The sequence below is a fragment of the Paraburkholderia xenovorans LB400 genome (genome assembly GCF_000013645.1).
GTDB classification, from domain to species: domain Bacteria; phylum Pseudomonadota; class Gammaproteobacteria; order Burkholderiales; family Burkholderiaceae; genus Paraburkholderia; species Paraburkholderia xenovorans.
Genome location: NC_007951.1, coordinates 4428269 through 4452641 on the forward strand (window position 1 = coordinate 4428269; position 24373 = coordinate 4452641).

Sequence of the window (24373 nt, forward strand, 5' to 3'; positions counted from 1 at the left end):
TAAACCTCCAGTCTTCAGATGCTTAGACGCTTTTGGCTGTTTTTTGCCCAAGCGGTGACCGTGCTGTTGGCGCTCATGTTCATCATTGCGACTCTCAAGCCGCAGTGGCTGCAGCGTCAGGGGCAATTCGGCAAGCAACTCGCCGAGCCGATCGTCGCCCTCCGGGAAGTGGCGCCAGGCATCGGCAGCGGCCCAGCCCAGGCGTCGTATGCGGACGCCGCGCAAAAGGCCATGCCCGCGGTCGTCAACGTGTTCTCCAGCAAGGATGGCTCACTGCCGCCCGACCCGCGCGCGAAAGATCCGCTGTTCCGCTACTTTTTCGGCGACAAGAACAACCGCAAGCAGCAGGAGCAGCCCGCATCCAATCTGGGCTCCGGCGTGATAGTGAGTTCGGAAGGTTACATTCTAACGAACCAGCACGTCGTGGACGGCGCCGACCAGATCGAAATCGCGCTGGCCGACGGCCGCACCACGAATGCGAAGGTCATCGGCATCGACCCGGAAACGGATCTGGCCGTGCTCAAGGTCAACATGACCAATCTGCCCACCATCACGCTCGGCCGCATGGACCAGACGCGCGTCGGCGACGTGGTGCTGGCGATCGGCAACCCGTTCGGCGTCGGCCAGACCGTGACAATGGGTATCGTCAGCGCGCTTGGGCGCAATCACCTCGGCATCAACACGTTCGAAAACTTTATTCAGACCGACGCGGCTATCAACCCGGGCAACTCGGGTGGCGCACTGGTCGACGTGAACGGCAACCTGCTCGGCATCAACACTGCCATCTATTCGCGCTCGGGCGGCTCGCTCGGCATCGGCTTCGCGATTCCCGTGTCGACCGCGCGCAGCGTGCTGGAGAGCATCATCACCACGGGTTCGGTCACGCGCGGCTGGATCGGCGTCGAACCGCAGGACGTCACGCCGGAGATCGCCGAATCGTTCGGGCTGGATCAGAAGTCGGGGGCGATTGTTGCGGGCGTATTGAAGAACGGTCCCGCGGACCGTGCGGGCATCAAGCCGGGCGACATTCTCGTGAACGTGAACGGGCAGGAGATCACCGACACTACGCGCCTGCTGAACGTGATCGCGCAAATCAAGCCGGGCACGGCTGCGAAGGTGCATCTGGTGCGCAAGAGCCGCGAGATGGATCTGGACGTCACCATCGGCAAGCGCCCGCCGCCGCCGAAGCAACCGGTCGAGGATAATGGCGGCGGTGATCAGCAGGATGACGACGGGGGTTGAGATTCAGGTGCTGGAAGAGCGCTACGCTTCCCGCCGCCCCGTTTTCATAGCCTCTTCGAGCATGCCGAGAGTAAGCGATCTACCGCCGAGGGTTTCGCGCGCACTGGCGCTGAACGGCGACTTGGCTACCGTTGCGAAGAAAGGGCCGCTTTTCAGCTTTGCGGCCGGATAGTGGTGGTTCACTCCGACGCACCCGCATCCTCGATCACCACCGGCTGCTTGCCTACGATCAACCGCGCCGCAATGATCCCCGCCTCGTAAAGCACGATCAGCGGAATCGCCAGAATCAACTGCGAGAACACGTCCGGCGGCGTGACCACAGCGGAGATGACAAAGGCGCCCACGATCACATACGGACGAATCTCCTTGAGCTTCTTGAGCGTCACCACGTTCATGCGGACCAGCAGCACCACGACGATCGGCACTTCGAACGTCACGCCGAACGCGATGAACATGGTCAGCACGAAGCTCAGGTAATTGTCGATATCCGTGGTCATCTCCGCGCCGAGCGGCGCGTTGTAGTGCGCCATCACGCGGAAAATAGTCGGGAACACCACGAAGTACGCGAACGCCATGCCGCACAGGAACAGCGTGTAGCTGCTGCCCACCAGCGGCCCGACCAGTTTCTTCTCATGCTGGTAAAGACCCGGCGCAACGAACGCCCAGATCTGATACAGCACGATTGGCAGTGCGATCACAAAGGCCACCAGCATGGTCACCTTCATCGGCACGAAGAACGAGCCGGTCACATCCGTGACGATCATCTTGCCGTCTTTCGGCAGATTCTGCATCAGCGGCCGCGCCAGCAGCCGGAAGATATCCGGCGCCCAATACACGAGTCCGACGAACACCACGACGACGGCAAGGCCGGCGCGAATGATACGGTCGCGCAATTCAACGAGGTGGGAAATGAAGGTCTCTTCAGTGCCTTCGTCCTGGGTTTGCTGGGGGTCGCTCACACCGGCCCTCGGTTAGAGATTGTCGTTCTGATCATCAGAAGAACCGCGTCGGACGACGCATGGTGGCCGGCGTATGCCGCGCCACGCGCGCCGCACCCGACTGCACACGCGTGCGGCGCGTGGTTGCGCGTTTGTACCAGGTGGGCATGGCCGTCTGCCTGACGCGCCAGTTCTTGCGTTTGGCCCCGGCGGCCGGCGTGCTGCCGGGCCACGATGTATTGCCTGCATTGCCGACGTCTTCGAGCGCGCCGCCCGCAATGCTCGGCGACACCGACGTGCCGCTGTTCCACGCGTCGTTCAGCTCGCTCTCATGCTTGCGCAGATTGTCCTGAACGGAGGTTTCGACGTTGGTCGCGGCTGCCTCGAACTCGCTTTTCATGCGGCGCAGTTCGTCGAGCTCGATTTCGCGCGTGACTTCGGCCTTCACGTCGTTGATATACCGCTGCGCACGGCCGAACAGCGCGCCGGCCGTGCGGGCGACGCGTGGCAGGCGCTCAGGGCCGAGTACGACCAGCGCGACGACGCCGATCAGCGCCATCTTGGTTAGACCGAGGTCCAGCATGAAGTGGAATGTCCGTCAGTAACGCGGTTAAGCCGCGGCTTAGCGGTAATCGCCCGAACGCGGCGCCTTTTCCTTCGCATCCACATCTACGGCGCCGTTACGCGGCAGTTCGCGCTGTTGCGCTTCGCCCGCCGGCGTTTCGGCTTCCTTCATGCCTTCCTTGAAGCCCTTCACGGCGCCACCCAGATCGGTGCCGATATTGCGCAGTTTCTTCGTGCCGAACACGAGCGCCACGATCAACAACACGATCAACCAATGCCAAATGCTCAACGAACCCATGACTACTCTCCTTAACCCCGATATCGCACCGTGATGCGGTGAAACTCGGACGCCTTGCAGCGTGAATCGAAGCGCGTACGCTTCATCTATATATACGTTACCGCGAGCCCTTCCGGTTCAACCCGCGACACGGAATGCCATTGTGGCCAGACGATCGCGTCGGCGACATTACAATGCGGCAAAAACATCGGCCGCGCTATTGTCCGTGACCAAAACTCACCGCGCCGCCCGGTTGCCCTGTCAACCCATGCGCTGCCAGGGGCGCGGTCCCGCGAGAATATGAGCGTGCAGGTGATACACCTCCTGCCCGCCGCCCGGACCGGTATTGATTACCGTGCGAAAACCCGTTTCGCCGCCCGTGTACGCCACGCCTAACTGATCCGCCAGACGCGCGGTCAGGACAAGCATTCTACCAAGCAGCGGTGCATCGCTTCCGGTGCAATTCGACAGCGTGGCGATGTGCCTGCGCGGGATCACCAGCACGTGGGTTTCGGCGGCCGGGCGGATGTCGCGGAAGGCAACGAACTCGTCGTCTTCGTGGACTTTGGTCGACGGAATCGCGCCGGCGGCGATCTTGCAGAAAAGGCAGTTCGGGTCGTGACTCATCGTATTCCTGACACAGTATGGCTGGAGCGCGAAACGTGCGCGGCGCGGTTCATGTCAGGCCCGGCAACGCCCGGACGAAACTCAGAACCAGCCGCGCGGATTCGCGAGCGGCTTGTTATCGTACAGATACAGCCAGCCTTTGATAATACGGTACAACATCCAGATGCTCACGGCCCACAGTACCGGAATGCCGATCACCACGAACAGCAGCACGCCGCCGATCGCATAACCCAGCAAGGCCATCCAGAAGGAACGGATCTGCCACTCGAAATGGGCTTCATACGGCGTGCCCACCACGTCGGGCCGCTTGACGTAGTTGATGATGATCGCGATCAGGATGGTCAGGCCGCCCGTCAGCCAGTGGACCGCGTACAGCGCGTAGAGAACGTGGGTGAGCGTGCGCAGGCTGCGCTCGCGCTCCGGCTCGATCGCGTTGCGATAAACCGGCGGCGGATAGCTTTCGTGCGACTGTTCCATGCTTGCGTCCTCCCGAGGATGCGCGTCAGATGCGTTCAGTGCAATATGGGCGCCGTTGCTCGCCAGTTCAAGACGGTGCGCCGAACGTCCGTCGTTCGGCCTCCGCTCAGTTGCCGCTCAGCCGTCGCTCAGTCGCCGTTCTGCTCGCGGTCGCGGCTCTTGCGCAGCGCCTTTTCCTCGATACCCGACATGCCTTCGCGGCGTTCGAGTTCGGCGAGCACGTCAGCCGGGCTCAGATCGAAGTGCGACAGCATGACGAGGCAATGGAACCATAAGTCCGCGACTTCGCCGACCAGCGCCTTCGGCGCGCCGCCGTGGCGTGCGTCCTTGGCGGCCAGCACGACTTCGGTGGCTTCTTCGCCGATCTTCTTCAGCACCGCGTCGTCGCCTTTGTGGAACAGGCGCGACACATACGAGACCTCCGGATCGCCGCCCTTGCGGCTGTCGATGATCGCCGCGAGGCGCAGCAGCGTGTCGGTGGTGGACGCGGCGTTGGACGGCGTGGTTTGCGTGGATTGCGTCATTTGTAGATCTGTTCGGGGTCTTTCAGCACGGCGTCGACGGCAACCCAGTCGCCATCTTCCACCGAGCCTTCGAATTTCTGGAAAAAGCACGAGTGGCGGCCGGTATGGCAGGCAATGCCCGACACCTGCTCCACTTTCAGCAGCACGACGTCTTCGTCGCAATCGAGCCGCACTTCGTGCACATGCTGCACGTGGCCGGACTCTTCACCCTTGAACCACAGGCGCTGACGCGAGCGCGAGAAATACACCGCGCGGCCTGTTTCGACGGTTTTCGCCAACGCTTCGCGGTTCATCCACGCGAACATCAGCACGTCGTTCGTCGACGCTTCCTGCGCGATCACCGGCACGAGGCCGTTCGCGTCCCACCTGACCTTGTCGAGCCAATTGACTGCCGAGGGATTCACCACGTCACAACCTCACCGAAATGCCCTGATCGGCCATGAAGCGCTTGGCCTCGCCCACGGTGTGTTCGCCGTAGTGGAAAATGCTCGCGGCGAGTACCGCGTCCGCGTGGCCTTCCTTGATGCCGTCGGCCAGATGCTGCAGGTTGCCCACGCCGCCCGAGGCGATCACCGGGATCGGCACCGCATCGGACACGGCGCGCGTGAGAGCGAGATCGAAGCCGCTCTTCGTGCCGTCGCGGTCCATGCTGGTGAGCAGGATTTCGCCGGCGCCGAGTTCGGCCATCTTGCGCGCCCATTCGACCGCGTCCAGCCCGGTAGCCTTGCGTCCGCCGTGCGTGAAGACTTCCCAGCGCGGCACTTCGCCTTCTGCGGAGACGCGCTTCGCGTCGATCGCGACCACGATGCACTGCGAGCCGTATTTGTCCGTCGCGTCTTTCACGAGCTGCGGATTCGCCACCGCCGACGAATTCATGCTGATCTTGTCCGCGCCCGCGTTCAACAGGCGCCGCACGTCTTCGACGGCGCGCACGCCGCCGCCGACCGTCAGCGGAATGAACACCTGCGAGGCGACCGCTTCGATGATCGGCAGGATCAGATCGCGCTGATCCGAGGTGGCGGTGATGTCGAGGAAGGTGAGTTCGTCCGCGCCCTGATCGTCGTAGCGGCGGGCGATTTCGACCGGGTCGCCCGCATCGCGCAGTTCGACGAAGTTGACGCCCTTGACCACGCGGCCAGCCGTGACGTCGAGACAGGGGATGATGCGTTTAGCTAGAGCCATGATCTTGCAATTCTGCCAATACCGCTGATGAGGCCGCTCGCCTGGATGAGCGGCACAATGCCGGCGCGGTCAGTCGCGCCGCCGGTGAGTTCCACGCAACCGGCTCGAGACGGTATGCCGGTGTCAGGCCGCGCCGCTCGGACGCCGGCGATTCGCTCGCCGCGACGCCGAACGCACGAGGCGCGAGCGGCAAGCCTGCCGACCCCGCCTCCCCGTTTTAAGCGTCGTCCGATTCGCGCAGCCGGTCCGCGAGGGTTTGCGCCGCCGCGAAGTCGAGATCGCCCGAGTAGATGGCCCGCCCGCAGATCACGCCTTCGATGCCTTCGTCTTCGACTTCGCACAGCGATTCGATGTCCGCAAGGTTCGACAAGCCGCCGCTCGCGATCACCGGAATCTTCACCGCGCGCGCGAGACGCACCGTCGCTTCGATGTTGATGCCCTGCAGCATGCCGTCACGGCCGATGTCGGTATAGATGATCGACTCGCAGCCGTAGTCCTCGAACTTGCGCGCGAGGTCGGCCACTTCGTGGCCGGTGAGCTTGCTCCAGCCGTCGGTCGCGACCTTGCCGTCTTTCGCATCCAGCCCCACGATGATATGGCCGCCGAACGCCGTGCAGGCATCTTGCAGAAAGCCGGGATTCTTCACCGCCGCCGTGCCGATGATCACGTACGACAGACCGTCGTCCAGATAGCGCTCGATCGTGTTCAGGTCGCGAATGCCGCCGCCCAGCTGAACGGGAATCTCGCCGCCCACCTCTGCGATGATCGCGCGAATCGCGTCTTCGTTCTTCGGCTTGCCGGCGAACGCGCCATTCAGGTCGACGAGGTGCAGACGCCGGGCCCCGCGATCGACCCAATGTCGGGCCATCGCCGCCGGTTCCTCGGAAAATATCGTCGCCTGGTCCATATCGCCCTGTTTGAGGCGTACACACTGACCGTCTTTCAGGTCGATGGCGGGAATCAGCAGCATAGCAATCGGGTGTTGTCTGGGAAGGGGTTGAAGGTCGGCGCGAGCGGCTGAGGGTTCAGCCCGCCGGGACGCCGTTTCGCTAGTTTAGTACAACTCTTTCGACGTCCTTGCGCGGCGTCGGGCGCAAGCGAAATCGCGGTGCTGCGGGTGCGGCGCGCGGCGATCGTTCCGCTTGTGGCAGAACGACGCACGGCAACAGGATGAAGAAAGGCGCTCACGGGTTCCAGTGCACGAAGTTGCGATACACGCGCAGCCCCGCTTCGGCGCTCTTTTCCGGGTGGAATTGGGTCGCGAAGATGTTATCGCGCGCCACCGCCGAGGTAAAGGGCACGCCGTACACCGTTTCGCCCACGGTATGGGCCGCATTATCGGGCACCACGTAGTAACTGTGCACGAAGTAGAAGAACGCGTTGTCCGCGACACCGTCCCACAGCGGATGCGGCCGGGTCTGATGCACGCGGTTCCAGCCCATTTGCGGCACCTTGAAGCGCGAGCCGTCGTCCTGCAACTGGCCTTCCAGATCGAAGCGCAGCACCTTGCCGGGCAGTAGACCGAGACCCGGCGTGTTGCCTTCCGCGCTCCAGTCGAACAGCATCTGCTCGCCGACGCACACGCCCATCAGCGGCTTGGTGCGGGATGCTTCGATCACCGCTTCCTGCAGGCCGGACTCGCCGAGACTGCGCATGCAGTCGGGCATCGCGCCCTGGCCGGGCAGCACCACGCGGCCGGCGGCGTGGATCGCTTCCGGCCGGTCGACGATCGCCACATCCGCTTCCGGCGCGGCTTTGCGCAGCGCCTGGGCAACCGAACGCAGGTTGCCCATTCCGTAATCCACAATCGCTATCGAAGTTTTCATTTCAAATTAGGCAGCAATGCCTTCAATCCATCGACGATGAATTCCACCGCCAGCGCCGATAACATCAAACCCATGAGCCGCGTGCCGATGTTGATACCCGTGCGACCCACCCAGCGGGCAATCGGTTCGGCAAGGCGCAGCGAAAAAAAGCAGATCGCCGCCAATACCGCGCCGATCGCGACGAGGCTGATCCGGTCGTACCAATGCGCCGAGCCGGCCGCATAGATGATCGTAGTACTGATCGCGCCCGGACCGGTCAACAACGGAATCGCCAGCGGCACGACCGCGATGTTGTCCTTCTGCTCCGCTTCGTGGCGCTCTTCCGGCGTGGAACGGCTGTTGCCGATCTGCGCGTTCAGCATGTTGATCGCCATCAGCAGCATGATGATCCCGCCGCCCACTTCGAGCGAGCCGACCGAAATGCCGAAGAAGGCGATGATCTGCTGCCCGAGCAGCGTGGTCACCGCAATCACGCAGAACACCGAAATGGCCGCGATCCGGATGGTTCTACGCCGCTCGGCGTCGCTCTGATGCGCTGTCAGGCTCATGAAGAACGGGATGGCGCCGACCGGGTTGATCAACGCCAGCAGCGAAATAAACGACTTCAGAATGTCCATCGCACACCGGGCGCGAGCGCAAACGGCGCCGGTCCCGGTCCAGGTAAATAGGCCGATGAGCCGGCTGGTGAGCGCTTAAAGGCTGCCCTTGGTCGACGGAATCTGTCCGGCCGCGCGTTCGTCCAGTTCGGTAGCCATGCGCAATGCACGCCCGAACGCCTTGAACACCGTTTCCATCTGATGATGGGCGTTCAGGCCGCGCAGGTTGTCGATATGCAGCGTCACGCCGGCGTGATTGACGAAGCCGCGGAAAAATTCGATGGACAGATCGACGTCGAACGTACCGATGCGCGCGCGCGTGAACGGCACATGGAATTCGAGCCCCGGACGACCGGAAAAATCGATCACGACGCGCGACAGCGCTTCGTCGAGCGGCACGTAAGAATGACCGTAACGGCGGATGCCCTTCTTGTCGCCGATCGCTTTCGCGACGGCCTGGCCGAGCGTGATGCCGGTGTCTTCGACCGTGTGATGGTCGTCGATATGCAGATCGCCATGCGCTTCGATCTCGAGGTCGAACAATCCATGCCGCGCGATCTGGTCGAGCATGTGGTCCAGAAACGGCACGCCGGTGGCCAGCTTCTGCTGACCGGTGCCGTCCAGATTGATCTTCACACGGATCTGCGTTTCGCTGGTGTTGCGAACGACTTCCGCAAGGCGCATGGTAATTCCTCGAATCTGGCTAGAAAGCGATAGGTATGTGGGATGGAAAAACGGCAGGGCTGCGCGCGCTATCCCGTGATGAGGAAAAGCGCTTGCGCGGCCATTCGGCACGCCTTCAATGCAATACGAGCTTCAGTGCGGCCAGCAATTGCGCATTTTCTTCGGGCGAACCGACGGTCAAACGCACGCAATTGGCCAGCAACGGATGCATTTTACTCACGTTTTTGATCAAAACCCGCGCCGCCAGCAGCGTTTCGAACAGGACCGACGCGTCCGGCACACGCACCAGCAGGAAGTTGCCGGCGCTCGGGAACACTTCGGCGCCCGGCAACTGGGCGATCGCGTGCGCGAGTTTCGTGCGTTCTTCGCGCAATTGCGCGGCTTGAGAATCGAGCACGTCGACGTGGTCGAGCAGGAAATCCGCGGCGGCCTGCGTGAGCACGTTGGTGTTGTACGGCGGCCGCACCTTGTCGAATTCCGTCAGCCAGCCCGGTTTGCCGACCAGATACCCGAGACGGATTCCGGCCAGGCCGAGCTTGGACACCGTGCGCATCACCACCACGTTGTCGAACGCGTCGGCGCGCGGCAGCCAGCTTTGCTGCGCGAACGGCTGGTAGGCCTCGTCGATCACCACGAGGCTCTTGCTGGCCGCGGCGATGATGCGCTCCATGTCGGCGTCGTCGAACAGCGTCCCGGTCGGGTTGTTCGGATACGCGAGGTAGATGATCGCCGGCTGGTGCTCGGCGATGGCGGCCAGCATCGCTTCGGTATCGAGCGTGAAATCCGCTTTCAGCGGCACGCCGACGAACTCGAGATTCGCCAGCTTCGCCGACATCTGGTACATCACGAAGCCCGGCACCGGCGCGAGCACCTTGGCGCCCGGCTGCGCGCACGCGACCGACACCATGCTGATGATTTCATCCGAGCCGTTGCCGAGCAGCACGTCGCAGCCGGGCGGCACCTGCATCACACGCTTGATCTTCTCGATCAGCGCATCCGGACGCGGCGCCGGATAGCGGTTCAGCGCGACGCCGGCGAGGTGCTCGCCCAGATGCGCGGCCAGCACCGGCGGCAGCGGGAACGGATTTTCCATCGCGTCGAGCTTGATATAGCCCGTGGCGTCCGGAACCGGATAGCTCGTCATCGCGAGCACGTCGCGGCGGATGATGTCTTGAGGTGTCGTCATAGGTCGGTGGAGCGGGCCGCAAGGGAACGCAAGCCCGGCGTCGGCGGCATGCTGGCCGCCAGAGGTTGGTCTGTTTGTCTTGTCTGTATTTAACGTGGAACCGCACGCAATCCGTCGCCGGCGTTCGAGGGCATCGGCTCGATGCCCGCTCGGCCTCGGCGTCGGACCCGACGCACTCAGCCGTTTTGCCGCATCCGGTATTCGGCGCTGCGGGCATGCGCCTGCAGGCCTTCGCCGTAAGCGAGTTCGGCGGCGATCTCGCCCAGCGTCTGCGCGCCCTCCGCGCTGACCTCGATCACGCTCGAACGCTTGAAGAAATCATAGACGCCCAAAGGAGACGAGAACCGTGCGGTACGAGACGTAGGCAAAACGTGATTTGGCCCCGCACAGTAGTCGCCGAGGCTTTCGCTGGTGTAGCGGCCGAGAAAGATCGCACCGGCATGGCGGATCAGCTGGCCCCACTGCTGCGGTTCCAGCGCGGAAATTTCGAGGTGTTCCGGAGCGATGTCGTTGGCGATCGCGCAGGCTTCCGCCATATCGCGCACCTTGATCAACGCGCCGCGGCCTTCCAGCGACGCGCTGATCACATCGCGGCGCGGCATGGTGGGCAGCAGTTCGTCGATCGCATCTTTCACGCGGCCGATGAACGCGTCGTCCGGGCACAGCAGAATGGACTGCGCGAGCTCGTCGTGCTCGGCCTGCGAGAACAGGTCCATCGCCACCCAGCGCGGATCCGTGGTGCCGTCGCACAGCACCAGGATTTCGGACGGCCCGGCGATCATGTCGATACCGACCGTGCCGAACACGCGGCGCTTGGCCGACGCGACGTACGCGTTGCCCGGACCGCAGATCTTGTCGACCGCGGGAATGGTCGCCGTGCCGTACGCCAGCGCGCCCACCGCCTGCGCGCCGCCAATCGTGAACACGCGATCCACGCCGCCGAGCAGCGCGGCCGCGAGCACCAGCGGATTCTTCACGCCGTCCGGCGTCGGCACCACCATGACGATTTCGCGCACGCCGGCCACTCGCGCCGGAATCGCGTTCATCAGCACTGACGACGGATACGCCGCCTTGCCGCCCGGCACGTAGATACCCGCGCGATCGAGCGGCGTGACCTTCTGGCCGAGCACGGTGCCGTCGGCTTCCGTGTACCGCCAGCTATGGCTGCCGCATTCGATCTTCTGCTTCTCGTGGTAGCCGCGCACCCGCGCCGCCGCCGCTTCGAGCGCCGCGCGACGCTTCGGTTCGAGGCCTTCCAGCGCCGCTTCCAGCTCCGACATCGGCAGTTCGAGCGCGTCGACGCTCTTCGCCTCGACACGGTCGAAGCGGCTCGTGTACTCCAGCACCGCAGCATCGCCGCGCGCCTTCACGTCGTTCAGAATCTGCGCGACCGAGCGCTCGATTGCTTCGTCTTCGCTCGCCTCGAACGCGAGCACCGCGTGCAGCGACTTCTGGAAGTCGGGAGCGGTGGAATCGAGTTTGCGAATCTTGATAGACATACGGGTATCCGTTCCGGTAAGGCGCTCGTTACTGCATGTTCGCACCGACGCGATCAGGCCGTCGTGGAGCCGGCTTTCGACGCACGTTCGAACGCGTCGAGAATCGGCCGCAATGCGGCGCGCTTGAGCTTGAGCGCCGCCTGGTTCACCACGAGGCGCGACGAAATCTGCATGATCTCCTCCACCTCGACGAGATTGTTGGCGCGCAAGGTATTGCCCGAGCTCACCAGGTCGACGATCGCGTCGGCGAGACCGACCAGCGGCGCCAGTTCCATCGAACCGTACAGCTTGATCAGATCGACGTGCACGCCCTTGGCGGCGAAATGCTCGCGCGCGGTTTCGACGTACTTGGTCGCCACGCGCAGGCGGGCGCCCTGGCGCACCGCATTCGCATAATCGAAACCGGCCGCGACCGCGACCGACATGCGGCAACGCGCAATATCCAGGTCGACCGGCTGATACAGGCCGCTGCCGCCGTGTTCGAGCAGCACGTCTTTACCCGCCACGCCGAAGTCGGCCGCGCCGTATTCGACGTAAGTGGGCACGTCGGTGGCGCGCACGATGATCACGCGCAGGTTCGCGTCCGTGGTCGGCAGGATCAGCTTGCGCGAGGTCTCCGGATCTTCGGCCACTTCGATGCCGGCTGCGGCGAGCAGCGGCAACGTCTCTTCAAAGATACGCCCTTTCGACAACGCCAGCGTGAGCGGCGCGCTCACCGCCGGCGACGACGAAGTTTGCGGCATTGCGCTCATGCCTGGCTCCCCGAGACACGGCGCACCTTCGCGCCGAGAGCGGTGAGCTTGGTTTCCATGCGGTCGTAACCGCGGTCGAGGTGATAAATCCGGTCGATCAGCGTTTCACCGTCAGCGCGCAATGCGGCGATCACGAGACTCGCCGACGCGCGCAGGTCGGTTGCCATGACTTTCGCGCCGGAAAGCTGCTCGACGCCGGTCACGAGAGCGGTGTTGCCGTCGATCGTGATGTTCGCGCCCAGCCGGTTCAATTCCTGCACGTGCATGAAGCGATTTTCGAAGATCGTCTCGACGACCTGCGAGGTGCCCGTCGCGATCGTGTTCAGCGCCATGAACTGCGCCTGCATGTCGGTCGGGAACGCCGGGTATTCGGAGGTGCGGAACGTGACCGCGTTGGGACGTTTGTTCATGCGCACGCGCATCCAGTCGTCGCCTTCTTCGACCGTGACGCCGGCTTCGCGCAGCTTTTCGGTCACCGCTTCGAGAATCAACGGACGGACCTTGCGCAGCGTGACGTCGCCACCGGCAGCCGCCACCGCGCACAGGAACGTGCCGGCCTCGATCCGGTCCGGAATCACCGTGTGCTTCGCGCCATGCAGCTTGTCGACGCCCTGGATCACGAGGCGATCCGTACCGATGCCTTCGATCTTCGCGCCCATCTCGACCAGCAGATGCGCGAGATCGCCGACTTCCGGCTCACGCGCCGCGTTCTCGATCACGGTCTCGCCTTCGGCCAGCACGGCGGCCATCAGCAGGTTTTCGGTGCCGGTCACAGTGATCATGTCGGTGACGATGCGCGTGCCCTTCAACCGCTTTGCGCGTGCTTCGATGAAGCCGTGCTCGATGGTGATCTCGGCGCCCATCGCCTGCAGGCCTTTGATGTGCTGATCCACGGGGCGCGCGCCGATCGCGCAGCCGCCCGGCAGCGAGACGCGCGCGTGGCCGAAGCGCGCCACCAGCGGGCCGAGCACGAGGATCGAAGCACGCATGGTCTTGACCATTTCGTACGGCGCGACGAGGTTGTCCACCTTCGACGCGTTCAGCGACACGCGGCCGTCGCCGCTCTCGATCTGCACGCCCATCTGGCCGAGCAGCTTGAGCATCGTGCGCACGTCCTGCAGGTCGGGCACGTTCTCCAGATGCACCGGCTGCGCGCTCAGCAGACCCGCGCACAGAATCGGCAACGCCGCATTCTTCGCACCCGAGACGACGACTTCACCCGACAGCGGGTAGCCACCTTCAATGACGAGTTTATCCATGCCTGTCAATTCCTGATTGACCCGGACTTCGGCCGGGGCTGCTTTGACTGTGTTCGACGCGCCGCTACCGGCGTCGCGCCCTTCTTGAGTAATTCGCACTAAATTTCCAGATTACGCGTTCTGCCATTCGGCGGGCGTCAGCGTCTTCATGCTGAGCGCGTGGATTTCTTCGCGCATGCGGTCGCCGAGCGCCGCGTACACGAGTTGATGGCGCTGGATCGGACGCTTGCCTTCGAAGCTCGGCGAAACGATGGTCGCAAAGAAATGCTGGCCGTCGCCTTCGACTTCGAGATGCTGGCAGGCAAGCCCAGCCGCGATGTATTGCTTGACCTGTTCGGGAGTCGGCAACATGAGAGAAGCTCCTGATCAGTGGCGCAGTTTGTAGCCGGAAGCGAGCATGCGCATCGCCACCACGGCCAGCACCACAAAGAAACCGGCGACGATCGCGAGGCTCGCGAGCGGATTGATATCCGACATCCCGAAGAAACCGTAGCGAAAGCCGTCGATCATGTAGAAAAAGGGATTGAGCCGCGATACTTCGCGCCACACCGGTGGCAGCGTATGCGTGGAGTAGAACACGCCCGAGAGGAACGTGAGCGGCATGATCAGAAAATTTTGAAACGCCGCCAGCTGATCGAATTTTTCGGCCCAGATACCGGCGATCAAACCGAGCGTGCCGAGAATCGCCGCGCCGAAAATCGCGAAGAGAACGATGTAGAGCGGCGCGCTGAAACTGACCGGCACGAACCAGATCGTCACGATGAACACGCCGAAGCCGACCGCCAGCCCTCGCGCCACGGCCGCGAGCACATAGGCGCCGAACATCTCGTAGTGCGACAGCGGCGGCAACAGGACGAACACCAGGTTGCCGGTAATCTTGGACTGGATCAGCGAGGACGAACTGTTGGCGAATGCATTTTGCAGCACGCTCATCATCACGAGACCCGGAATCAGGAAACTCGTGTATTCGACGCCCGGATAGACCTGCACATGACCGCGCAAAGCGTGGCCGAAAATCGTCAGATACAGGAGCGCGGTAATGATCGGCGCCAGCACGGTCTGGAACGCCACCTTCCAGAACCGCAGGAGTTCTTTATAAAACAGCGTGGTGAATCCACTGTAACCGCTCATGCAAGCCCCTCGATCACTTCCGGACCGTTCATCACCTGAACGAACACATCTTCGAGGTCGGCCTTGCGGACCTCGATTTCTTCGAATGTGCAGCCCGCTGCGCGGCACTGCGCGAGAATTTTTTCGACGTCGTCGTAACTCGCGAGACGCAGCAGATGCTGGCGGCCATTGCCGTTGCCCGTGCCGCTTTCCACTTCGAGCACACGCAGATCGGCGGGCAGGACGCCTTGCGAGAAACGCAGGAACAGTTGCATGCCGGCAAAGCGTTGCAGCAGCGTGCTGGTGCGCTCGAGCGCCACGACTTCGCCGCGCCGCAGCATGGCGATGCGATCGCACAGCGACTCGGCTTCTTCCAGATAGTGCGTGGTCAGCACGATGGTGTGGCCTTCGCGATTCAGGCGCGAAATGAACTTCCACAGCGTTTGCCGCAATTCGACGTCGACGCCCGCGGTCGGCTCGTCGAGCACGATCACCGGCGGCCGGTGCACCAGCGCCTGCGCGACCAGCACGCGGCGCTTCATGCCGCCCGACAGCGCGCGCATGTTGGCGTCGGCTTTGTCGGTGAGGTCGAGATTGGCCATGATCTCGTCGATCCACGCGTCGTTGTTGCGCAGCCCGTAGTAGCCGGACTGGATGCGCAAGGTTTCGCGGACCGTGAAAAACGGATCGAACACGAGCTCCTGCGGCACCACGCCAAGCGCGCGGCGCGCGGCGCGGAAATCGCTGACGACGTCGTGGCCGCGCACCGCGATGCTGCCTTCGTCGGCTCGCGCGAGCCCGGCGAGGATGCTGATGAGCGTTGTCTTGCCCGCGCCGTTCGGACCGAGCAGTCCGAAGAACTCGCCTTCTTCAACTGTGAGGCTGACGCCCTTGAGCGCTTGCAAATCCTTGTAGCGCTTCTTGACGTTACGAATTTCTATGGCTGACATTGACTGTGGGCCGCGTGCGTCGCGGCGCCTAAAGGAGCCCTGAGGGGGCGCACAAATGCTGGAAGGAACGGAATTGGGGCCGGTTATGGGCCCCAAAAAACGTTTGATTATAGGGCAAAAATCAGTGGCCCTATCTCAGCCGGGGGGTTGGGAAGTGACGCGGTTAGCGCGTCAATGTCGCGCCGAAAGCAGGGTATCGACGCCGTAGGCTTGCGCGAGGCTGGCGAGGCCAGCCGGCAGATTGACGATCTCGAACGGGGCCCGGCGTGCCTGCGCGGCCCGCTGCCACGCGATGAGGACGGCCAGCGCGGACGAATCGAATTGCGCGAGCGGCGCGCAATCCACGCCGTTCGCGCCCGCCGCGATGCGTTGCAAACCCGCCGCGAGCGCGGCGCTCGCGCTCTCGTGGGTCAGCGTCGCGCCGCTTTCGAAGCGGTTGGCGACAGGGTTCGACACTTCGCTCACGACTGCTTGCCCGCGGCGAGTTGCTGGTTGCGCTGTGTGAGGAACTGGATCAGTCCGTCCACGCCCTTCTGCTGGATCTGTTCGTTGAACTGTTGCTGATACGCCTGAATCAGCCATGCGCCGAGCACGTTGATGTCATACACGCGCCAGCCTTGCGGCGTCTTGTACAGACGGTAGTCGAGTTCGATCGGCGAGCCGTTGTTCATCACAACCGAGCGCACCACCGTGTCGGTGTCGTCCGGGTTCATGCGGAACGGCTTGTATTGAATCTGCTGGTCGCGCACCTGAGCCAGCGCGCCCGAGTATGTACGGATCAGCAGCATCTTGAACTGCTCGACCACCTGGCTTTGCTGCTCCGGCGTGGCGGTGCGCCAGTTGCGGCCCATTGCCAGTTGCGTGGTGCGGCGAAAATCCGTGTACGGCAGGATCTTTTCGTTGACCAGCCGGGTGATGTGCGAGATGTCACCTTGCTGGATCGACTTGTCCGCGCGAATTGAGTCGATCACCTGCTGGGTGACCGTCTTGATCATGCCGTCGGGCGAATTGGTGTCGACCGTTTGTGCTGAGACACCGGCACTGGCGAACGAGAACAGCGCGGCGAACAGCGGAATCAGGAAGAATTTTTTCATCATAGGGAGCCTTGCCTTAAAAATGGTGCAGCCGTTTGAGCCGACATTAGCACGCGAGTTCAGCCGCAATCCATGCGCAAACTGCGAGAGTCGTATCGATCTGTTACGGCTGCACGATCAACGCAATTTGAACGACGGAAAATTGAAACGCGTAGGCGGAACCAGCTGACCGGCCGGAATCTGCGTCGTTTCAGGGCCGCCGTTCAGGTCGAGCGGCGGCGTTTCGGCGCTGCCGGACGCGGCTTCCGGCGCTGCCGCAGTGCCCGAGGCCGCTTGCGGTGGCGTTGCCGCTGTCGCGCCGGAAGCAGGCGCCGCCCTGGCTGCAGCAGCACCCTGCGTGCCTGCCGCACCCGCCGTTCCGGTTACAGCGCCTGCCGGCGCACCGGCCGCGCTGCCGTCCACATCGTCGTATTTCGGCAGCGGCGCTTCGTCGCCGTAGTTCGGCAGCGCCTGCGACTGCCTGCCGTCCGACAACAGGTACTGACGACGTTGCAGATACGCATTGCGCACGAACGAGTATTTGTCGAGCGCGGCGCCTTCCAGCACGTCGCTCGCGCCCAGCAGATTGGCGCGCGTGTTGACCACATTCAGGCCGTACAGCGCCCAGCTCAGACCCGCCGGATCGACGTAGCTGAGCGGGTTGATATAGTAATTGCCGATCGAGCCGACCGCGTCGCGCACGGTGCTCGGCCCGAACAGCGGCAGCACGAGGTACGGGCCCGCCGGCACGCCGTAGTGGCCGAGCGTCAGGCCGAGGTCGTTGTCGTGCTTGGGCAGCCGGGCAAGCGTCGCCACGTCGAACAGGCCGCCCACGCCGAACACCGTATTGATCACGATCCGCATGATGTCTTCGACACCGTCGGTGATCTTCAACTGCAGCAGGTTGTTGGCCGCAATGTAGACGTCGCCGATATTCGAAAAGAAGTTCGTCACGCTGTCGCGCACCGGCTGCGGGGTCGCCCAGACATAGCCCTTCGCGACCGGCTTGAGCGCGTACTGGTCGAGCTTGTCGTTGACGGTGAACATCGTGCGGTTCAGACCTTCGAGCGGGTCGCCCTTGGTCGGTGTCTGCACGGTGGTACAGCCGGCGAGCAGCGCTGTGACGACTGCCAGTTTAGCGATCGGGAAGGCATGCGCGGCCCGGATGCGTGTGGTCTGCATTCTTTTTCTCCTTATTGAGCGCCCGCGCCGGAGGCGGGCAGGCCCGGTGCCGCAGGCGCTGCTGCGGGTGCGCTGCCGGCCGCGCCAGGCTTGGACGCACCGGAATCCGCAGCCTTGCTATACAGGAATTGTCCAATGAGGTTTTCCAGCACGATCGCCGATTGCGTCATGGAGATGGTGTCGCCCGCCTTGAGCATCTCCGTGTCGCCACCGGGTTCGAGCCCGATGTATTGCTCGCCGAGCAGACCCGACGTCAGAATCTTCGCCGACGTGTCTTTCGGAAACTGATACTGCTTGTCGAGATCGATCGTGACGACGGCCTGATATGCGTTGCTGTCGAAGCCGATCTCACCGACCCGCCCGACCGTCACACCCGCGCTCTTCACAGGGGCGCGCGCCTTCAGTCCGCCGATATTGTCGAATTTGAGCTTGACCGGATACGTTGCCTGGAACGACAACGAGCTCATGTTGCCGGCCTTCAGCGCAAGGAAGAGCAACGCCACGAAACCCAACACCACGAACAGGCCGACCCAGAAGTCGAGAGCAGTCTTTTTCATCGTCATCCCAAAGTGAATCCGCCGCGCCGTCGACACTCCCGCCGCGCGCGTCCGGTAGACGCACCGCTGGCGAAACAGTGTGGCGCAGTCTTAGCTGAACATCAGCGCGGTCAGCAGAAAATCGAGGCCGAGCACCGCAAGCGACGCGTACACGACTGTCTTGGTCGTGGCGCGCGACACGCCTTCCGGCGTCGGCTTGGCTTCATAGCCCTGAAACAGCGCAACGAACGTCACCGCGAGGCCGAACACCACGCTCTTGACGACGCCGGCGCCCACGTCGTGCCAGACATCGACGCCGCCTTGCATCTGCGACCAGAACGCACCGGCATCGACACCGATCAGCAGCACGCCCACCACATAGCCGCCGAATACGCCGACCGCGCTGAAAATCGCGGCGAGGATCGGCATTGAAATAATGCCGGCCCACAGGCGCGGCGCGATCACGATCTTCACCGGGTCCACCGCCATCATTTCCATTGCGGTCAGTTGCTCGCCCGCCTTCATCAGGCCGATCTCGGCCGTGAGCGACGTACCGGCGCGCCCGGCGAACAGCAGCGCCGTGACCACCGGCCCGAGCTCGCGCACGAGCGAGAGCGCGACCAGCAGTCCGAGCGCCTCCTCGGAGCCGTACCGGGTCAGCGTGTAATAGCCCTGAAGACCGAGCACGAAGCCGACGAACAGGCCCGACACGGCGATGATCACCAGCGAATAATTACCGACGAAGTGGATCTGCTTCGTGACAAGACGTGGACGGCGCAACAACGGGAAAAACTCGAGCAGCAGCCGGAAGAAGAAACGCGTGGCATAGCCGGCCGTGCCCAGCCCGTCGAGCACGGAGCGGCCGATCGCACTGATCATGACTGACCTCCGCCAATGCCGAAGTCCGCCGCGAGCGGCGTCTTGCTGGGATAGTGAAATTTGAAGGGGCCGTCCGGCGCGCCGTCGATGAACTGGCGCACGGTGGGATCGGTCGATTCCCGCAGTTCGGCGGGCGTACCTGCGGCATGAACCCCGCCGTTGGCGAGGAAGTAGACGTAATCGGCGATCGCGAACGACTCCGGCACGTCGTGCGTGACTAGGATCGACGTGGCGCCGAGCGCCTGATTCAGCGCGCGAATCAGGTTCGCGGTAATGCCGAGCGAAATTGGATCGAGACCGGCGAACGGCTCGTCGTACATCATCAGTTCGGGATCGAGCGCGATGGCGCGCGCGAGTGCCACGCGCCGCGCCATGCCACCCGAGATCTCCGACGGCAGCAGGTCGCGCGCGCCGCGCAAACCGACCGCGTTGAGCTTCATCAGCACGAGGTCGCGGATCAGTTCGTCGGGAAGGTCGGTGTGCTCACGCAGCGCGAAGGCGACGTTGTCGAACACGGACATGTCGGTGAAGAGCGCGCCGAACTGGAACAGCATGCCCATCTTGCGCCGCAGCGCGTAGAGGCCGTCGCGCGTTTGCCGGCCGATGTCCTGGCCGTGGAACAGAACTTCGCCGCGCTGGGCGCGCACCAGACCGCCGATCAGGCGCAGCACCGTGGTCTTGCCGCAGCCCGACCCGCCCATGACCGCGACGACCTGGCCGCGCTCGAAGCGCAGGTTCAGGTTCGACAGGACGAGCCGGTCGCCATAACCGAAGTCGACGTCGCGCAACTCGAGTAAGGGCTCGGGTGAGGAAGACACGAAACTGACAGTCCTTTTACACGGAAGGCCGAATTATAGGGCCATCGTGCAAAAGTTGCCCTGAGGGTGCCCCGTCCTTAACCAAACGTGACGATTATTGCGTAAACGCGTGTTGCAGTGCAGAAACGGCAGAGGCCGGGTCCGCCGCTTCGGTCACCGCGCGCACCACGGCCGCGCTGCCCACGCCCGTGGCCAGCACGTCGGGCAGCACTTGCAGGTCGATGCCGCCGATCGCCACCAGCGGCACGACGCCATCGAGCAACCGCACGTAGCGGGCCAAACGCCGCAGGCCTTGCGGCTCGGTCGGCATGATCTTGGTGGTGGTCGGAAACACCGCGCCCAGTGCAATGTAGCTCGGCCGGAAATGCAGCGCTTTCAGAATCTCGTAGAAACCGTGGGTCGACAGACCGAGCCGCACGCCTGCCGACGCGAGCGCGGCGAGGTCCGCCGTATGCACGTCTTCCTGGCCGAGGTGGACGCCGTAAGCGCCGGCTTCGAGCGCGGCCTGCCAATGGTCGTTGATGAACACCTGCGCATCGTACTGACGGCCGACCGCCACGCAGCGGGCAATTTCGCGCTTCAGTTCGTCGGCGGGTTCGGCGGATTTGCGGCGCAACTGCACCGTCTTCACGCCGAAACCGACTACCCGCTCGACCCATTCCGCGGTCGGCAGCACGGGATACAGGCCGAGCCGCTCCGGGCAGCGCGCGAACGCCTGCGCAGGCGCGTCGGGCAAACCGGCAAGACGCGGAAAGCGGCTGAGATCGGTGGGAAAGGCGTCGTCGGCACTGGTTTCGTCGCCGTCGCGCCAGGCCAGCGCCAGCACCAACGCGTCATGCGGATCGAAGCCACAATCCAGGAAGGCCGCCAGCGCGGCAATCCAGTCTTCCGCCAGATGGCCTTCCAGGCGGTATTTTTCGCCGCCCAGATGCAGCGTGGCCTTCTCCTCGGCGGCTTCGATCACGCCGGCGCCGCGCACCAGCCAGTGCGCCATCTGCTCGCCGTGCTGCTGCGCGTCGGCAATCACGATCAGGTCGCTGCCGTTCAGTTCGTCCGGCGCGGTCAGGCAGATGCGCCACGGCGCGTGCGTCGGCGGCCAGTCGCCCAGCCGGGCGCGGATGCGCTCGGCGGCCTCTGTGAGTTCGTCGGCGGGCGGCCAGAAGAGGTCGCGATCTTTCAATGTCAAAGTCTGCGTCATGCGGCGCTCCCGTCTTGATGCCAGAACGGCATGCCGACCACCGGCGTGCTCGCGTGCGCGCTTTCGCGCTCGGCCATCGGCCCCGCCAGAAAAGCCTGGCGACCCGCTTCGACGCCCAGCGCGAAGGCGCGCGCCATCGCTTCGGGGTGCGTTGCCTGCGAGACGGCGGTGTTCAGCAGCACGCCGTCGAAACCCCATTCCATGACCTGCGCCGCATGCGACGGCACGCCGAGCCCGGCGTCGACGATCAGCGGCACGTCCGGCAACCGTTCGCGCAATACGCGCAGACCGTACGGATTGATCACGCCCTTGCCGGTGCCGATCGGCGCGCCCCACGGCATCAGCGCTTCACAGCCGGCGTCTAGCAGACGGCGGCCGATCACCAGGTCTTCCGTGCAATACGGCAGCACCTTGAAGCCGTCCTTGACCAGTTGCGTGGCCGCTTCGATCAGGCCGACCGGGTCGGGCTGCAGCGTGTAGTCGTCGCCGATCAGTTCGAGCTTGATCCACTCGGTGTCGAAGATTTCGCGCGCCATATGCGCGGTCGTCACCGCCTCGCCGACGGTCAGGCAGCCGGCCGTGTTCGGCAGGAGCGGCACGCCGTGACGCTTGAGCAGGTCGAAGAAGCCGGCTTGCGCGCCGCCTTCGTTCATCTGCCGGCGCAGCGCGACGGTCACCATGCCGGGACGCGCCGCGTCGATGGAATCGGACAGCGATTGCAGCGACGGATAGCGCGAGGTGCCGAGCAGCACACGGCTCGCGAAGGTTTGTCCGTAGAGCGTGAGCGCGTCGGCGCTCTGGGGGGAAGTCATTTGCATAATCCTCGGTTTCCTCACTGCGGCCACCCGGCAGTGCGTGGCGAGCCGTTCAGCCGCCGGCCACGGGTTGCACGACGTCGAGCCTGTCGCCCGCCTGCAGCGCGCGCGCCGCGTGCTGGGTGCGCGCCACGAAATCGCCGTTCAGCGCGACCGCGAACGGCGGCCGTGCGCCGTACGCGGTAAGCGCGTCGGCGACAGTCGCGCCCTCGGGCAGCGACAACGGCTTCTGATTGATATGAATGTCCATGATGTTCGAATACGGTTCAATCGATGGCGAAAGCGGCGCGGCGCGCAGCGCTCGTCCGGAAGAGGACCACGCGCGCAACGCTCATGCCGGCTCCCGCGCGGAGTCCAGTTGAAAGAGCTCGCTCCAGCGCGCACCGCGCTGCCAGTCGGCGAAAGCATCGGCGTCGCCGATGCGGCCGTCGAGCAGCGCCGCGGCAAAGCGCACGGCTTCGTCGGCGACTTCCGGCACGATCATGTAGCCGTGCCGGTACAGGCCGTTCACGCGCAGCGTCTGCGCGCCGTCCCACAGCAAAGCCGGACGGTGGTCCGGCAAAGTTGGACGGCACTGCGAATTCAGTTCGAGGATGCGTGCCTCGCCAAAGCCGGGATGCACGGAAAACGCCGCGCTCAGCAGTTCGAGCGCCGAGCGCACGCTGACCGGCGACATGTCCTCGCCTTCCACTTCGGTGGCGCCGATCACGTAGAGATCGTCCTGCTTCGGTGCGATATAGAGCGGATAGCGCGGATGCAGCAGCCGCACCGGCCGCGTCAGTTTGATACCGGGCGCATGCACGCGCGCCACTTCGCCGCGAATGCCGCGCAGCGTGGGCAGCACGGACTTCGCGCCGAGGCCGCGGCAGTCGATCGTGATATGGGCAGACGGCAGCGCGCGATCGTCGACCGCCGTATTCCAGTGCGTTTCAACACCGCGTTGCGCGAGGCCTGCGGCGAGCGCGGCCAGCACCTGCCGGTTATCCAGCTGGCCTTCGCGCGGCAGCAGCCAGCCCTGATTGAAACGCCCCGCCAACGCCGGCTCGGCGGCGCCGAGCTGCGCGGCCGCGAGCGTGACGAAGCCTCCGTCCAGCAATTCCGGCGGAGCATTCGAGCGCACCCGGCGCTCGAACAGCGGCGCTTCGGTGCGGTCGGCGTGATGCCAGACGACCAGCGTGCCATTGCGCTGAAAGAACACCGGCTCGGGCAGCTCGGCCAGCACTTGCGGCCAGCTGTCGAGCGAACTCGCGCCGAGGCGCGTGATCAGCAACTCGGCACTGGCGGCCTCCGCGAGCGGCGCCAGCATGGCTGCGGCGACCCACGCGGCGGCTTGCGAACCGGCGGCGTCGCCACGCTCATAAAGCGCCACGCGATGCCCCAGTCCGGCGAGACGCCACGCGACCAGCCGGCCGCACAGGCCACCGCCGAGCACGGCGAAATCGGGTTGTGCAGGACGCGTCATCGCGCACACTCCGATGCGGGACGGCAGGCAACGCTGAAGCACGGCGCGCCGACGGCGGCGTGACGAAGAGCAAAACTCATATCTGAAGAATAGGCGGTCATCGAGTCCTTTCCGTACGGCCACAAAAACGCACGTACCCAGGACGAAACCGGCGGGTGAGGCCGGCCGGGCAATGCGCGCTCCAATGACAAACGCCGCCCGGCGGGGAATGGAAGACTGGCTGCTTCCGGAAACTTCCCGCGCCGGTATTACCCGGATCGGGTGCAAAGGGTCTCTCTCAGCCTCGCCGCCGCGGCATGAAAACCATGCCGCCCGTGCGCGAAGCACCCCTGTTTCGTCGAAGCCCATTAGACCATAAAAGGCGCGGCGCCCGCAAACCAGCGGCTTGCCGCGCTGCACGGAGTTTGATCCGGCACCGCCTTTCTCATTATCAATACGGCGCAGAGCGGTGCTCTGGCACAATGCCAGCACAGGATGCCGTACGAAAGCAGCGCGGCCGGCACGCCAGCCGGACTTGCCATGTTCCCGGCGGTTTCCGGCAAGGCCTCGCGGCGTGAATTAATTTTCGCTTAAGGGCTTCGCGCCAGAATCGGACGCTCGCCCGGGCGTGCGTTCGTCGAGCACGACGCCCGGGCACGTAACGCAAACCCGCCGCAGGGCAGCCCGCAGACGGGCCTGCTCCACGGGTCAGCCCCAAATGGGCCAGCACTACTTCAG

General features: G+C 64.1%; 30 protein-coding genes and 1 riboswitch. Of the genes, 1 reads left to right on the top strand and 29 read right to left on the bottom strand.

Translation table 11 applies throughout. The features are described from left to right. Positions 1-18: 18 nt before the first annotated feature. Positions 19-1242, top strand: a complete 1224-nt coding sequence (locus tag BXE_RS19835) for a Do family serine endopeptidase (protein WP_011489983.1) — start codon at positions 19-21, stop codon at positions 1240-1242. Between the two features lie 179 nt (positions 1243-1421). On the opposite strand, the gene tatC is transcribed toward BXE_RS19835, so the two are convergent. The 29 genes from tatC to BXE_RS19985 form a co-directional block, all read right to left on the bottom strand. After that, complete coding sequence (gene tatC / locus BXE_RS19845) at positions 1422-2201, bottom strand: twin-arginine translocase subunit TatC (RefSeq protein ID WP_011489984.1); 780 nt, start codon at positions 2199-2201, stop codon at positions 1422-1424. 34 nt (positions 2202-2235) lie between these two features. Next, positions 2236-2763 (bottom strand): Sec-independent protein translocase protein TatB, encoded by a 528-nt coding sequence (gene tatB / locus BXE_RS19850; protein WP_011489985.1) that lies wholly within the window; start codon positions 2761-2763, stop codon positions 2236-2238. 39 nt (positions 2764-2802) lie between these two features. Next, positions 2803-3042, bottom strand: coding sequence for a Sec-independent protein translocase subunit TatA (gene tatA, locus BXE_RS19855; RefSeq protein WP_007180217.1), 240 nt, complete (start codon positions 3040-3042; stop codon positions 2803-2805). Positions 3043-3282: 240 nt separating this feature from the next. Next, the gene (locus BXE_RS19860; RefSeq protein ID WP_011489986.1) at positions 3283-3648 is read right to left on the bottom strand and encodes a histidine triad nucleotide-binding protein; all 366 of its coding nucleotides are present in this window, start codon (positions 3646-3648) and stop codon (positions 3283-3285) included. Between the two features lie 81 nt (positions 3649-3729). Further along, positions 3730-4125 carry a DUF4870 family protein gene (locus BXE_RS19865; protein ID WP_011489987.1) on the bottom strand — a complete coding sequence of 132 codons (396 nt, stop codon included), beginning with the start codon at positions 4123-4125 and terminating at the stop codon, positions 3730-3732. A 128-nt stretch (positions 4126-4253) separates the two neighbouring features. Further along, on the bottom strand, positions 4254-4649 hold the full coding sequence (locus BXE_RS19870) for a phosphoribosyl-ATP diphosphatase (RefSeq protein WP_011489988.1): 396 nt from the start codon (positions 4647-4649) through the stop codon (positions 4254-4256). Further along, positions 4646-5056, bottom strand: coding sequence for a phosphoribosyl-AMP cyclohydrolase (hisI, locus tag BXE_RS19875; protein ID WP_011489989.1), 411 nt, complete (start codon positions 5054-5056; stop codon positions 4646-4648). The genes BXE_RS19870 and hisI overlap by 4 nt, the downstream gene beginning before the upstream one ends. A gap of 1 nt (position 5057) precedes the next feature. Beyond that, on the bottom strand, positions 5058-5831 hold the full coding sequence (gene hisF, locus BXE_RS19880; RefSeq protein WP_011489990.1) for an imidazole glycerol phosphate synthase subunit HisF: 774 nt from the start codon (positions 5829-5831) through the stop codon (positions 5058-5060). Positions 5832-6048: 217 nt separating this feature from the next. Beyond that, positions 6049-6801, bottom strand: a complete 753-nt coding sequence (gene hisA, locus BXE_RS19885; protein WP_011489991.1) for a 1-(5-phosphoribosyl)-5-[(5-phosphoribosylamino)methylideneamino]imidazole-4-carboxamide isomerase — start codon at positions 6799-6801, stop codon at positions 6049-6051. 214 nt (positions 6802-7015) lie between these two features. Then, positions 7016-7657: an imidazole glycerol phosphate synthase subunit HisH gene (gene hisH / locus BXE_RS19890; protein WP_011489992.1), complete on the bottom strand. Its 642-nt coding sequence runs from the start codon at positions 7655-7657 to the stop codon at positions 7016-7018. Next, positions 7654-8274: a YchE family NAAT transporter gene (locus BXE_RS19895; RefSeq protein ID WP_011489993.1), complete on the bottom strand. Its 621-nt coding sequence runs from the start codon at positions 8272-8274 to the stop codon at positions 7654-7656. Before BXE_RS19895 ends, hisH begins: the two co-directional genes overlap by 4 nt. A 75-nt stretch (positions 8275-8349) precedes the next feature. After that, positions 8350-8937, bottom strand: a complete 588-nt coding sequence (hisB, locus tag BXE_RS19900; RefSeq protein ID WP_007180208.1) for an imidazoleglycerol-phosphate dehydratase HisB — start codon at positions 8935-8937, stop codon at positions 8350-8352. A gap of 115 nt (positions 8938-9052) precedes the next feature. Then, positions 9053-10123, bottom strand: coding sequence for a histidinol-phosphate transaminase (gene hisC / locus BXE_RS19905; RefSeq protein WP_011489994.1), 1071 nt, complete (start codon positions 10121-10123; stop codon positions 9053-9055). Positions 10124-10299: 176 nt separating this feature from the next. Next, positions 10300-11622, bottom strand: coding sequence for a histidinol dehydrogenase (gene hisD / locus BXE_RS19910; protein WP_011489995.1), 1323 nt, complete (start codon positions 11620-11622; stop codon positions 10300-10302). Positions 11623-11675: 53 nt separating this feature from the next. Next, positions 11676-12374, bottom strand: coding sequence for an ATP phosphoribosyltransferase (gene hisG / locus BXE_RS19915; protein ID WP_011489996.1), 699 nt, complete (start codon positions 12372-12374; stop codon positions 11676-11678). Beyond that, positions 12371-13732 carry a UDP-N-acetylglucosamine 1-carboxyvinyltransferase gene (murA, locus tag BXE_RS19920; RefSeq protein WP_407668611.1) on the bottom strand — a complete coding sequence of 454 codons (1362 nt, stop codon included), beginning with the start codon at positions 13730-13732 and terminating at the stop codon, positions 12371-12373. Before murA ends, hisG begins: the two co-directional genes overlap by 4 nt. A gap of 12 nt (positions 13733-13744) precedes the next feature. After that, the gene (locus BXE_RS19925; protein WP_007180203.1) at positions 13745-13984 is read right to left on the bottom strand and encodes a BolA family protein; all 240 of its coding nucleotides are present in this window, start codon (positions 13982-13984) and stop codon (positions 13745-13747) included. A 15-nt stretch (positions 13985-13999) separates the two neighbouring features. Continuing rightward, positions 14000-14764, bottom strand: coding sequence for an ABC transporter permease (locus BXE_RS19930; RefSeq protein WP_011489998.1), 765 nt, complete (start codon positions 14762-14764; stop codon positions 14000-14002). After that, on the bottom strand, positions 14761-15693 hold the full coding sequence (locus tag BXE_RS19935) for an ABC transporter ATP-binding protein (protein ID WP_011489999.1): 933 nt from the start codon (positions 15691-15693) through the stop codon (positions 14761-14763). Before BXE_RS19935 ends, BXE_RS19930 begins: the two co-directional genes overlap by 4 nt. A gap of 171 nt (positions 15694-15864) precedes the next feature. After that, positions 15865-16158 (bottom strand): STAS domain-containing protein, encoded by a 294-nt coding sequence (locus BXE_RS19940; RefSeq protein WP_011490000.1) that lies wholly within the window; start codon positions 16156-16158, stop codon positions 15865-15867. Further along, entirely contained in the window at positions 16155-16787 is a 633-nt protein-coding gene (locus BXE_RS19945; RefSeq protein WP_038458503.1) for an MlaC/ttg2D family ABC transporter substrate-binding protein, read from the bottom strand. The genes BXE_RS19940 and BXE_RS19945 overlap by 4 nt, the downstream gene beginning before the upstream one ends. 117 nt (positions 16788-16904) lie before the next feature. Next, a complete protein-coding gene (locus BXE_RS19950) occupies positions 16905-17948 on the bottom strand; it encodes an MlaA family lipoprotein (RefSeq protein ID WP_011490002.1) in 1044 nt (347 codons plus the stop codon). An 11-nt stretch (positions 17949-17959) separates the two neighbouring features. Further along, positions 17960-18505 carry an outer membrane lipid asymmetry maintenance protein MlaD gene (mlaD, locus tag BXE_RS19955; RefSeq protein WP_007180197.1) on the bottom strand — a complete coding sequence of 182 codons (546 nt, stop codon included), beginning with the start codon at positions 18503-18505 and terminating at the stop codon, positions 17960-17962. Positions 18506-18595: 90 nt separating this feature from the next. Beyond that, on the bottom strand, positions 18596-19363 hold the full coding sequence (mlaE, locus tag BXE_RS19960; RefSeq protein WP_011490003.1) for a lipid asymmetry maintenance ABC transporter permease subunit MlaE: 768 nt from the start codon (positions 19361-19363) through the stop codon (positions 18596-18598). Continuing rightward, positions 19360-20181, bottom strand: a complete 822-nt coding sequence (locus BXE_RS19965) for an ABC transporter ATP-binding protein (RefSeq protein ID WP_011490004.1) — start codon at positions 20179-20181, stop codon at positions 19360-19362. The genes mlaE and BXE_RS19965 overlap by 4 nt, the downstream gene beginning before the upstream one ends. A 94-nt stretch (positions 20182-20275) precedes the next feature. Continuing rightward, positions 20276-21379 (bottom strand): thiamine phosphate synthase, encoded by a 1104-nt coding sequence (gene thiE / locus BXE_RS44425; RefSeq protein ID WP_011490005.1) that lies wholly within the window; start codon positions 21377-21379, stop codon positions 20276-20278. Beyond that, the gene (locus tag BXE_RS19975) at positions 21376-22191 is read right to left on the bottom strand and encodes a thiazole synthase (RefSeq protein WP_011490006.1); all 816 of its coding nucleotides are present in this window, start codon (positions 22189-22191) and stop codon (positions 21376-21378) included. Before BXE_RS19975 ends, thiE begins: the two co-directional genes overlap by 4 nt. Before the next feature lie 55 nt (positions 22192-22246). Then, a complete protein-coding gene (gene thiS, locus BXE_RS19980) occupies positions 22247-22444 on the bottom strand; it encodes a sulfur carrier protein ThiS (protein WP_038457271.1) in 198 nt (65 codons plus the stop codon). 81 nt (positions 22445-22525) lie between these two features. Continuing rightward, positions 22526-23656, bottom strand: coding sequence for an FAD-dependent oxidoreductase (locus BXE_RS19985; RefSeq protein ID WP_011490008.1), 1131 nt, complete (start codon positions 23654-23656; stop codon positions 22526-22528). Positions 23657-23873: 217 nt separating this feature from the next. Further along, positions 23874-23997, bottom strand: a riboswitch (TPP riboswitch). Between the last annotated feature and the right edge of the window lie 376 nt (positions 23998-24373).

Excerpts from the sequence above, each read along its gene's own strand:
- BXE_RS19835 (WP_011489983.1), top strand. The coding sequence starts at position 19 with ATGCTTAGACGCTTTTGGCTGTTTTTTGCCCAAGCGGTGACCGTGCTG.
- tatB (WP_011489985.1), bottom strand. The coding sequence starts at position 2,763 with ATGCTGGACCTCGGTCTAACCAAGATGGCGCTGATCGGCGTCGTCGCG.
- tatA (WP_007180217.1), bottom strand. The coding sequence starts at position 3,042 with ATGGGTTCGTTGAGCATTTGGCATTGGTTGATCGTGTTGTTGATCGTG.
- BXE_RS19860 (WP_011489986.1), bottom strand. The coding sequence starts at position 3,648 with ATGAGTCACGACCCGAACTGCCTTTTCTGCAAGATCGCCGCCGGCGCG.
- BXE_RS19865 (WP_011489987.1), bottom strand. The coding sequence starts at position 4,125 with ATGGAACAGTCGCACGAAAGCTATCCGCCGCCGGTTTATCGCAACGCG.
- BXE_RS19870 (WP_011489988.1), bottom strand. The coding sequence starts at position 4,649 with ATGACGCAATCCACGCAAACCACGCCGTCCAACGCCGCGTCCACCACC.
- hisF (WP_011489990.1), bottom strand. The coding sequence starts at position 5,831 with ATGGCTCTAGCTAAACGCATCATCCCCTGTCTCGACGTCACGGCTGGC.
- hisA (WP_011489991.1), bottom strand. The coding sequence starts at position 6,801 with ATGCTGCTGATTCCCGCCATCGACCTGAAAGACGGTCAGTGTGTACGC.
- hisH (WP_011489992.1), bottom strand. The coding sequence starts at position 7,657 with ATGAAAACTTCGATAGCGATTGTGGATTACGGAATGGGCAACCTGCGT.
- BXE_RS19895 (WP_011489993.1), bottom strand. The coding sequence starts at position 8,274 with ATGGACATTCTGAAGTCGTTTATTTCGCTGCTGGCGTTGATCAACCCG.
- hisB (WP_007180208.1), bottom strand. The coding sequence starts at position 8,937 with ATGCGCCTTGCGGAAGTCGTTCGCAACACCAGCGAAACGCAGATCCGT.
- hisC (WP_011489994.1), bottom strand. The coding sequence starts at position 10,123 with ATGACGACACCTCAAGACATCATCCGCCGCGACGTGCTCGCGATGACG.
- hisD (WP_011489995.1), bottom strand. The coding sequence starts at position 11,622 with ATGTCTATCAAGATTCGCAAACTCGATTCCACCGCTCCCGACTTCCAG.
- hisG (WP_011489996.1), bottom strand. The coding sequence starts at position 12,374 with ATGAGCGCAATGCCGCAAACTTCGTCGTCGCCGGCGGTGAGCGCGCCG.
- BXE_RS19925 (WP_007180203.1), bottom strand. The coding sequence starts at position 13,984 with ATGTTGCCGACTCCCGAACAGGTCAAGCAATACATCGCGGCTGGGCTT.
- BXE_RS19930 (WP_011489998.1), bottom strand. The coding sequence starts at position 14,764 with ATGAGCGGTTACAGTGGATTCACCACGCTGTTTTATAAAGAACTCCTG.
- BXE_RS19935 (WP_011489999.1), bottom strand. The coding sequence starts at position 15,693 with ATGTCAGCCATAGAAATTCGTAACGTCAAGAAGCGCTACAAGGATTTG.
- BXE_RS19945 (WP_038458503.1), bottom strand. The coding sequence starts at position 16,787 with ATGAAAAAATTCTTCCTGATTCCGCTGTTCGCCGCGCTGTTCTCGTTC.
- BXE_RS19950 (WP_011490002.1), bottom strand. The coding sequence starts at position 17,948 with ATGCAGACCACACGCATCCGGGCCGCGCATGCCTTCCCGATCGCTAAA.
- mlaD (WP_007180197.1), bottom strand. The coding sequence starts at position 18,505 with ATGAAAAAGACTGCTCTCGACTTCTGGGTCGGCCTGTTCGTGGTGTTG.
- mlaE (WP_011490003.1), bottom strand. The coding sequence starts at position 19,363 with ATGATCAGTGCGATCGGCCGCTCCGTGCTCGACGGGCTGGGCACGGCC.
- thiE (WP_011490005.1), bottom strand. The coding sequence starts at position 21,379 with ATGACGCAGACTTTGACATTGAAAGATCGCGACCTCTTCTGGCCGCCC.
- BXE_RS19975 (WP_011490006.1), bottom strand. The coding sequence starts at position 22,191 with ATGACTTCCCCCCAGAGCGCCGACGCGCTCACGCTCTACGGACAAACC.
- thiS (WP_038457271.1), bottom strand. The coding sequence starts at position 22,444 with ATGGACATTCATATCAATCAGAAGCCGTTGTCGCTGCCCGAGGGCGCG.
- BXE_RS19985 (WP_011490008.1), bottom strand. The coding sequence starts at position 23,656 with ATGACGCGTCCTGCACAACCCGATTTCGCCGTGCTCGGCGGTGGCCTG.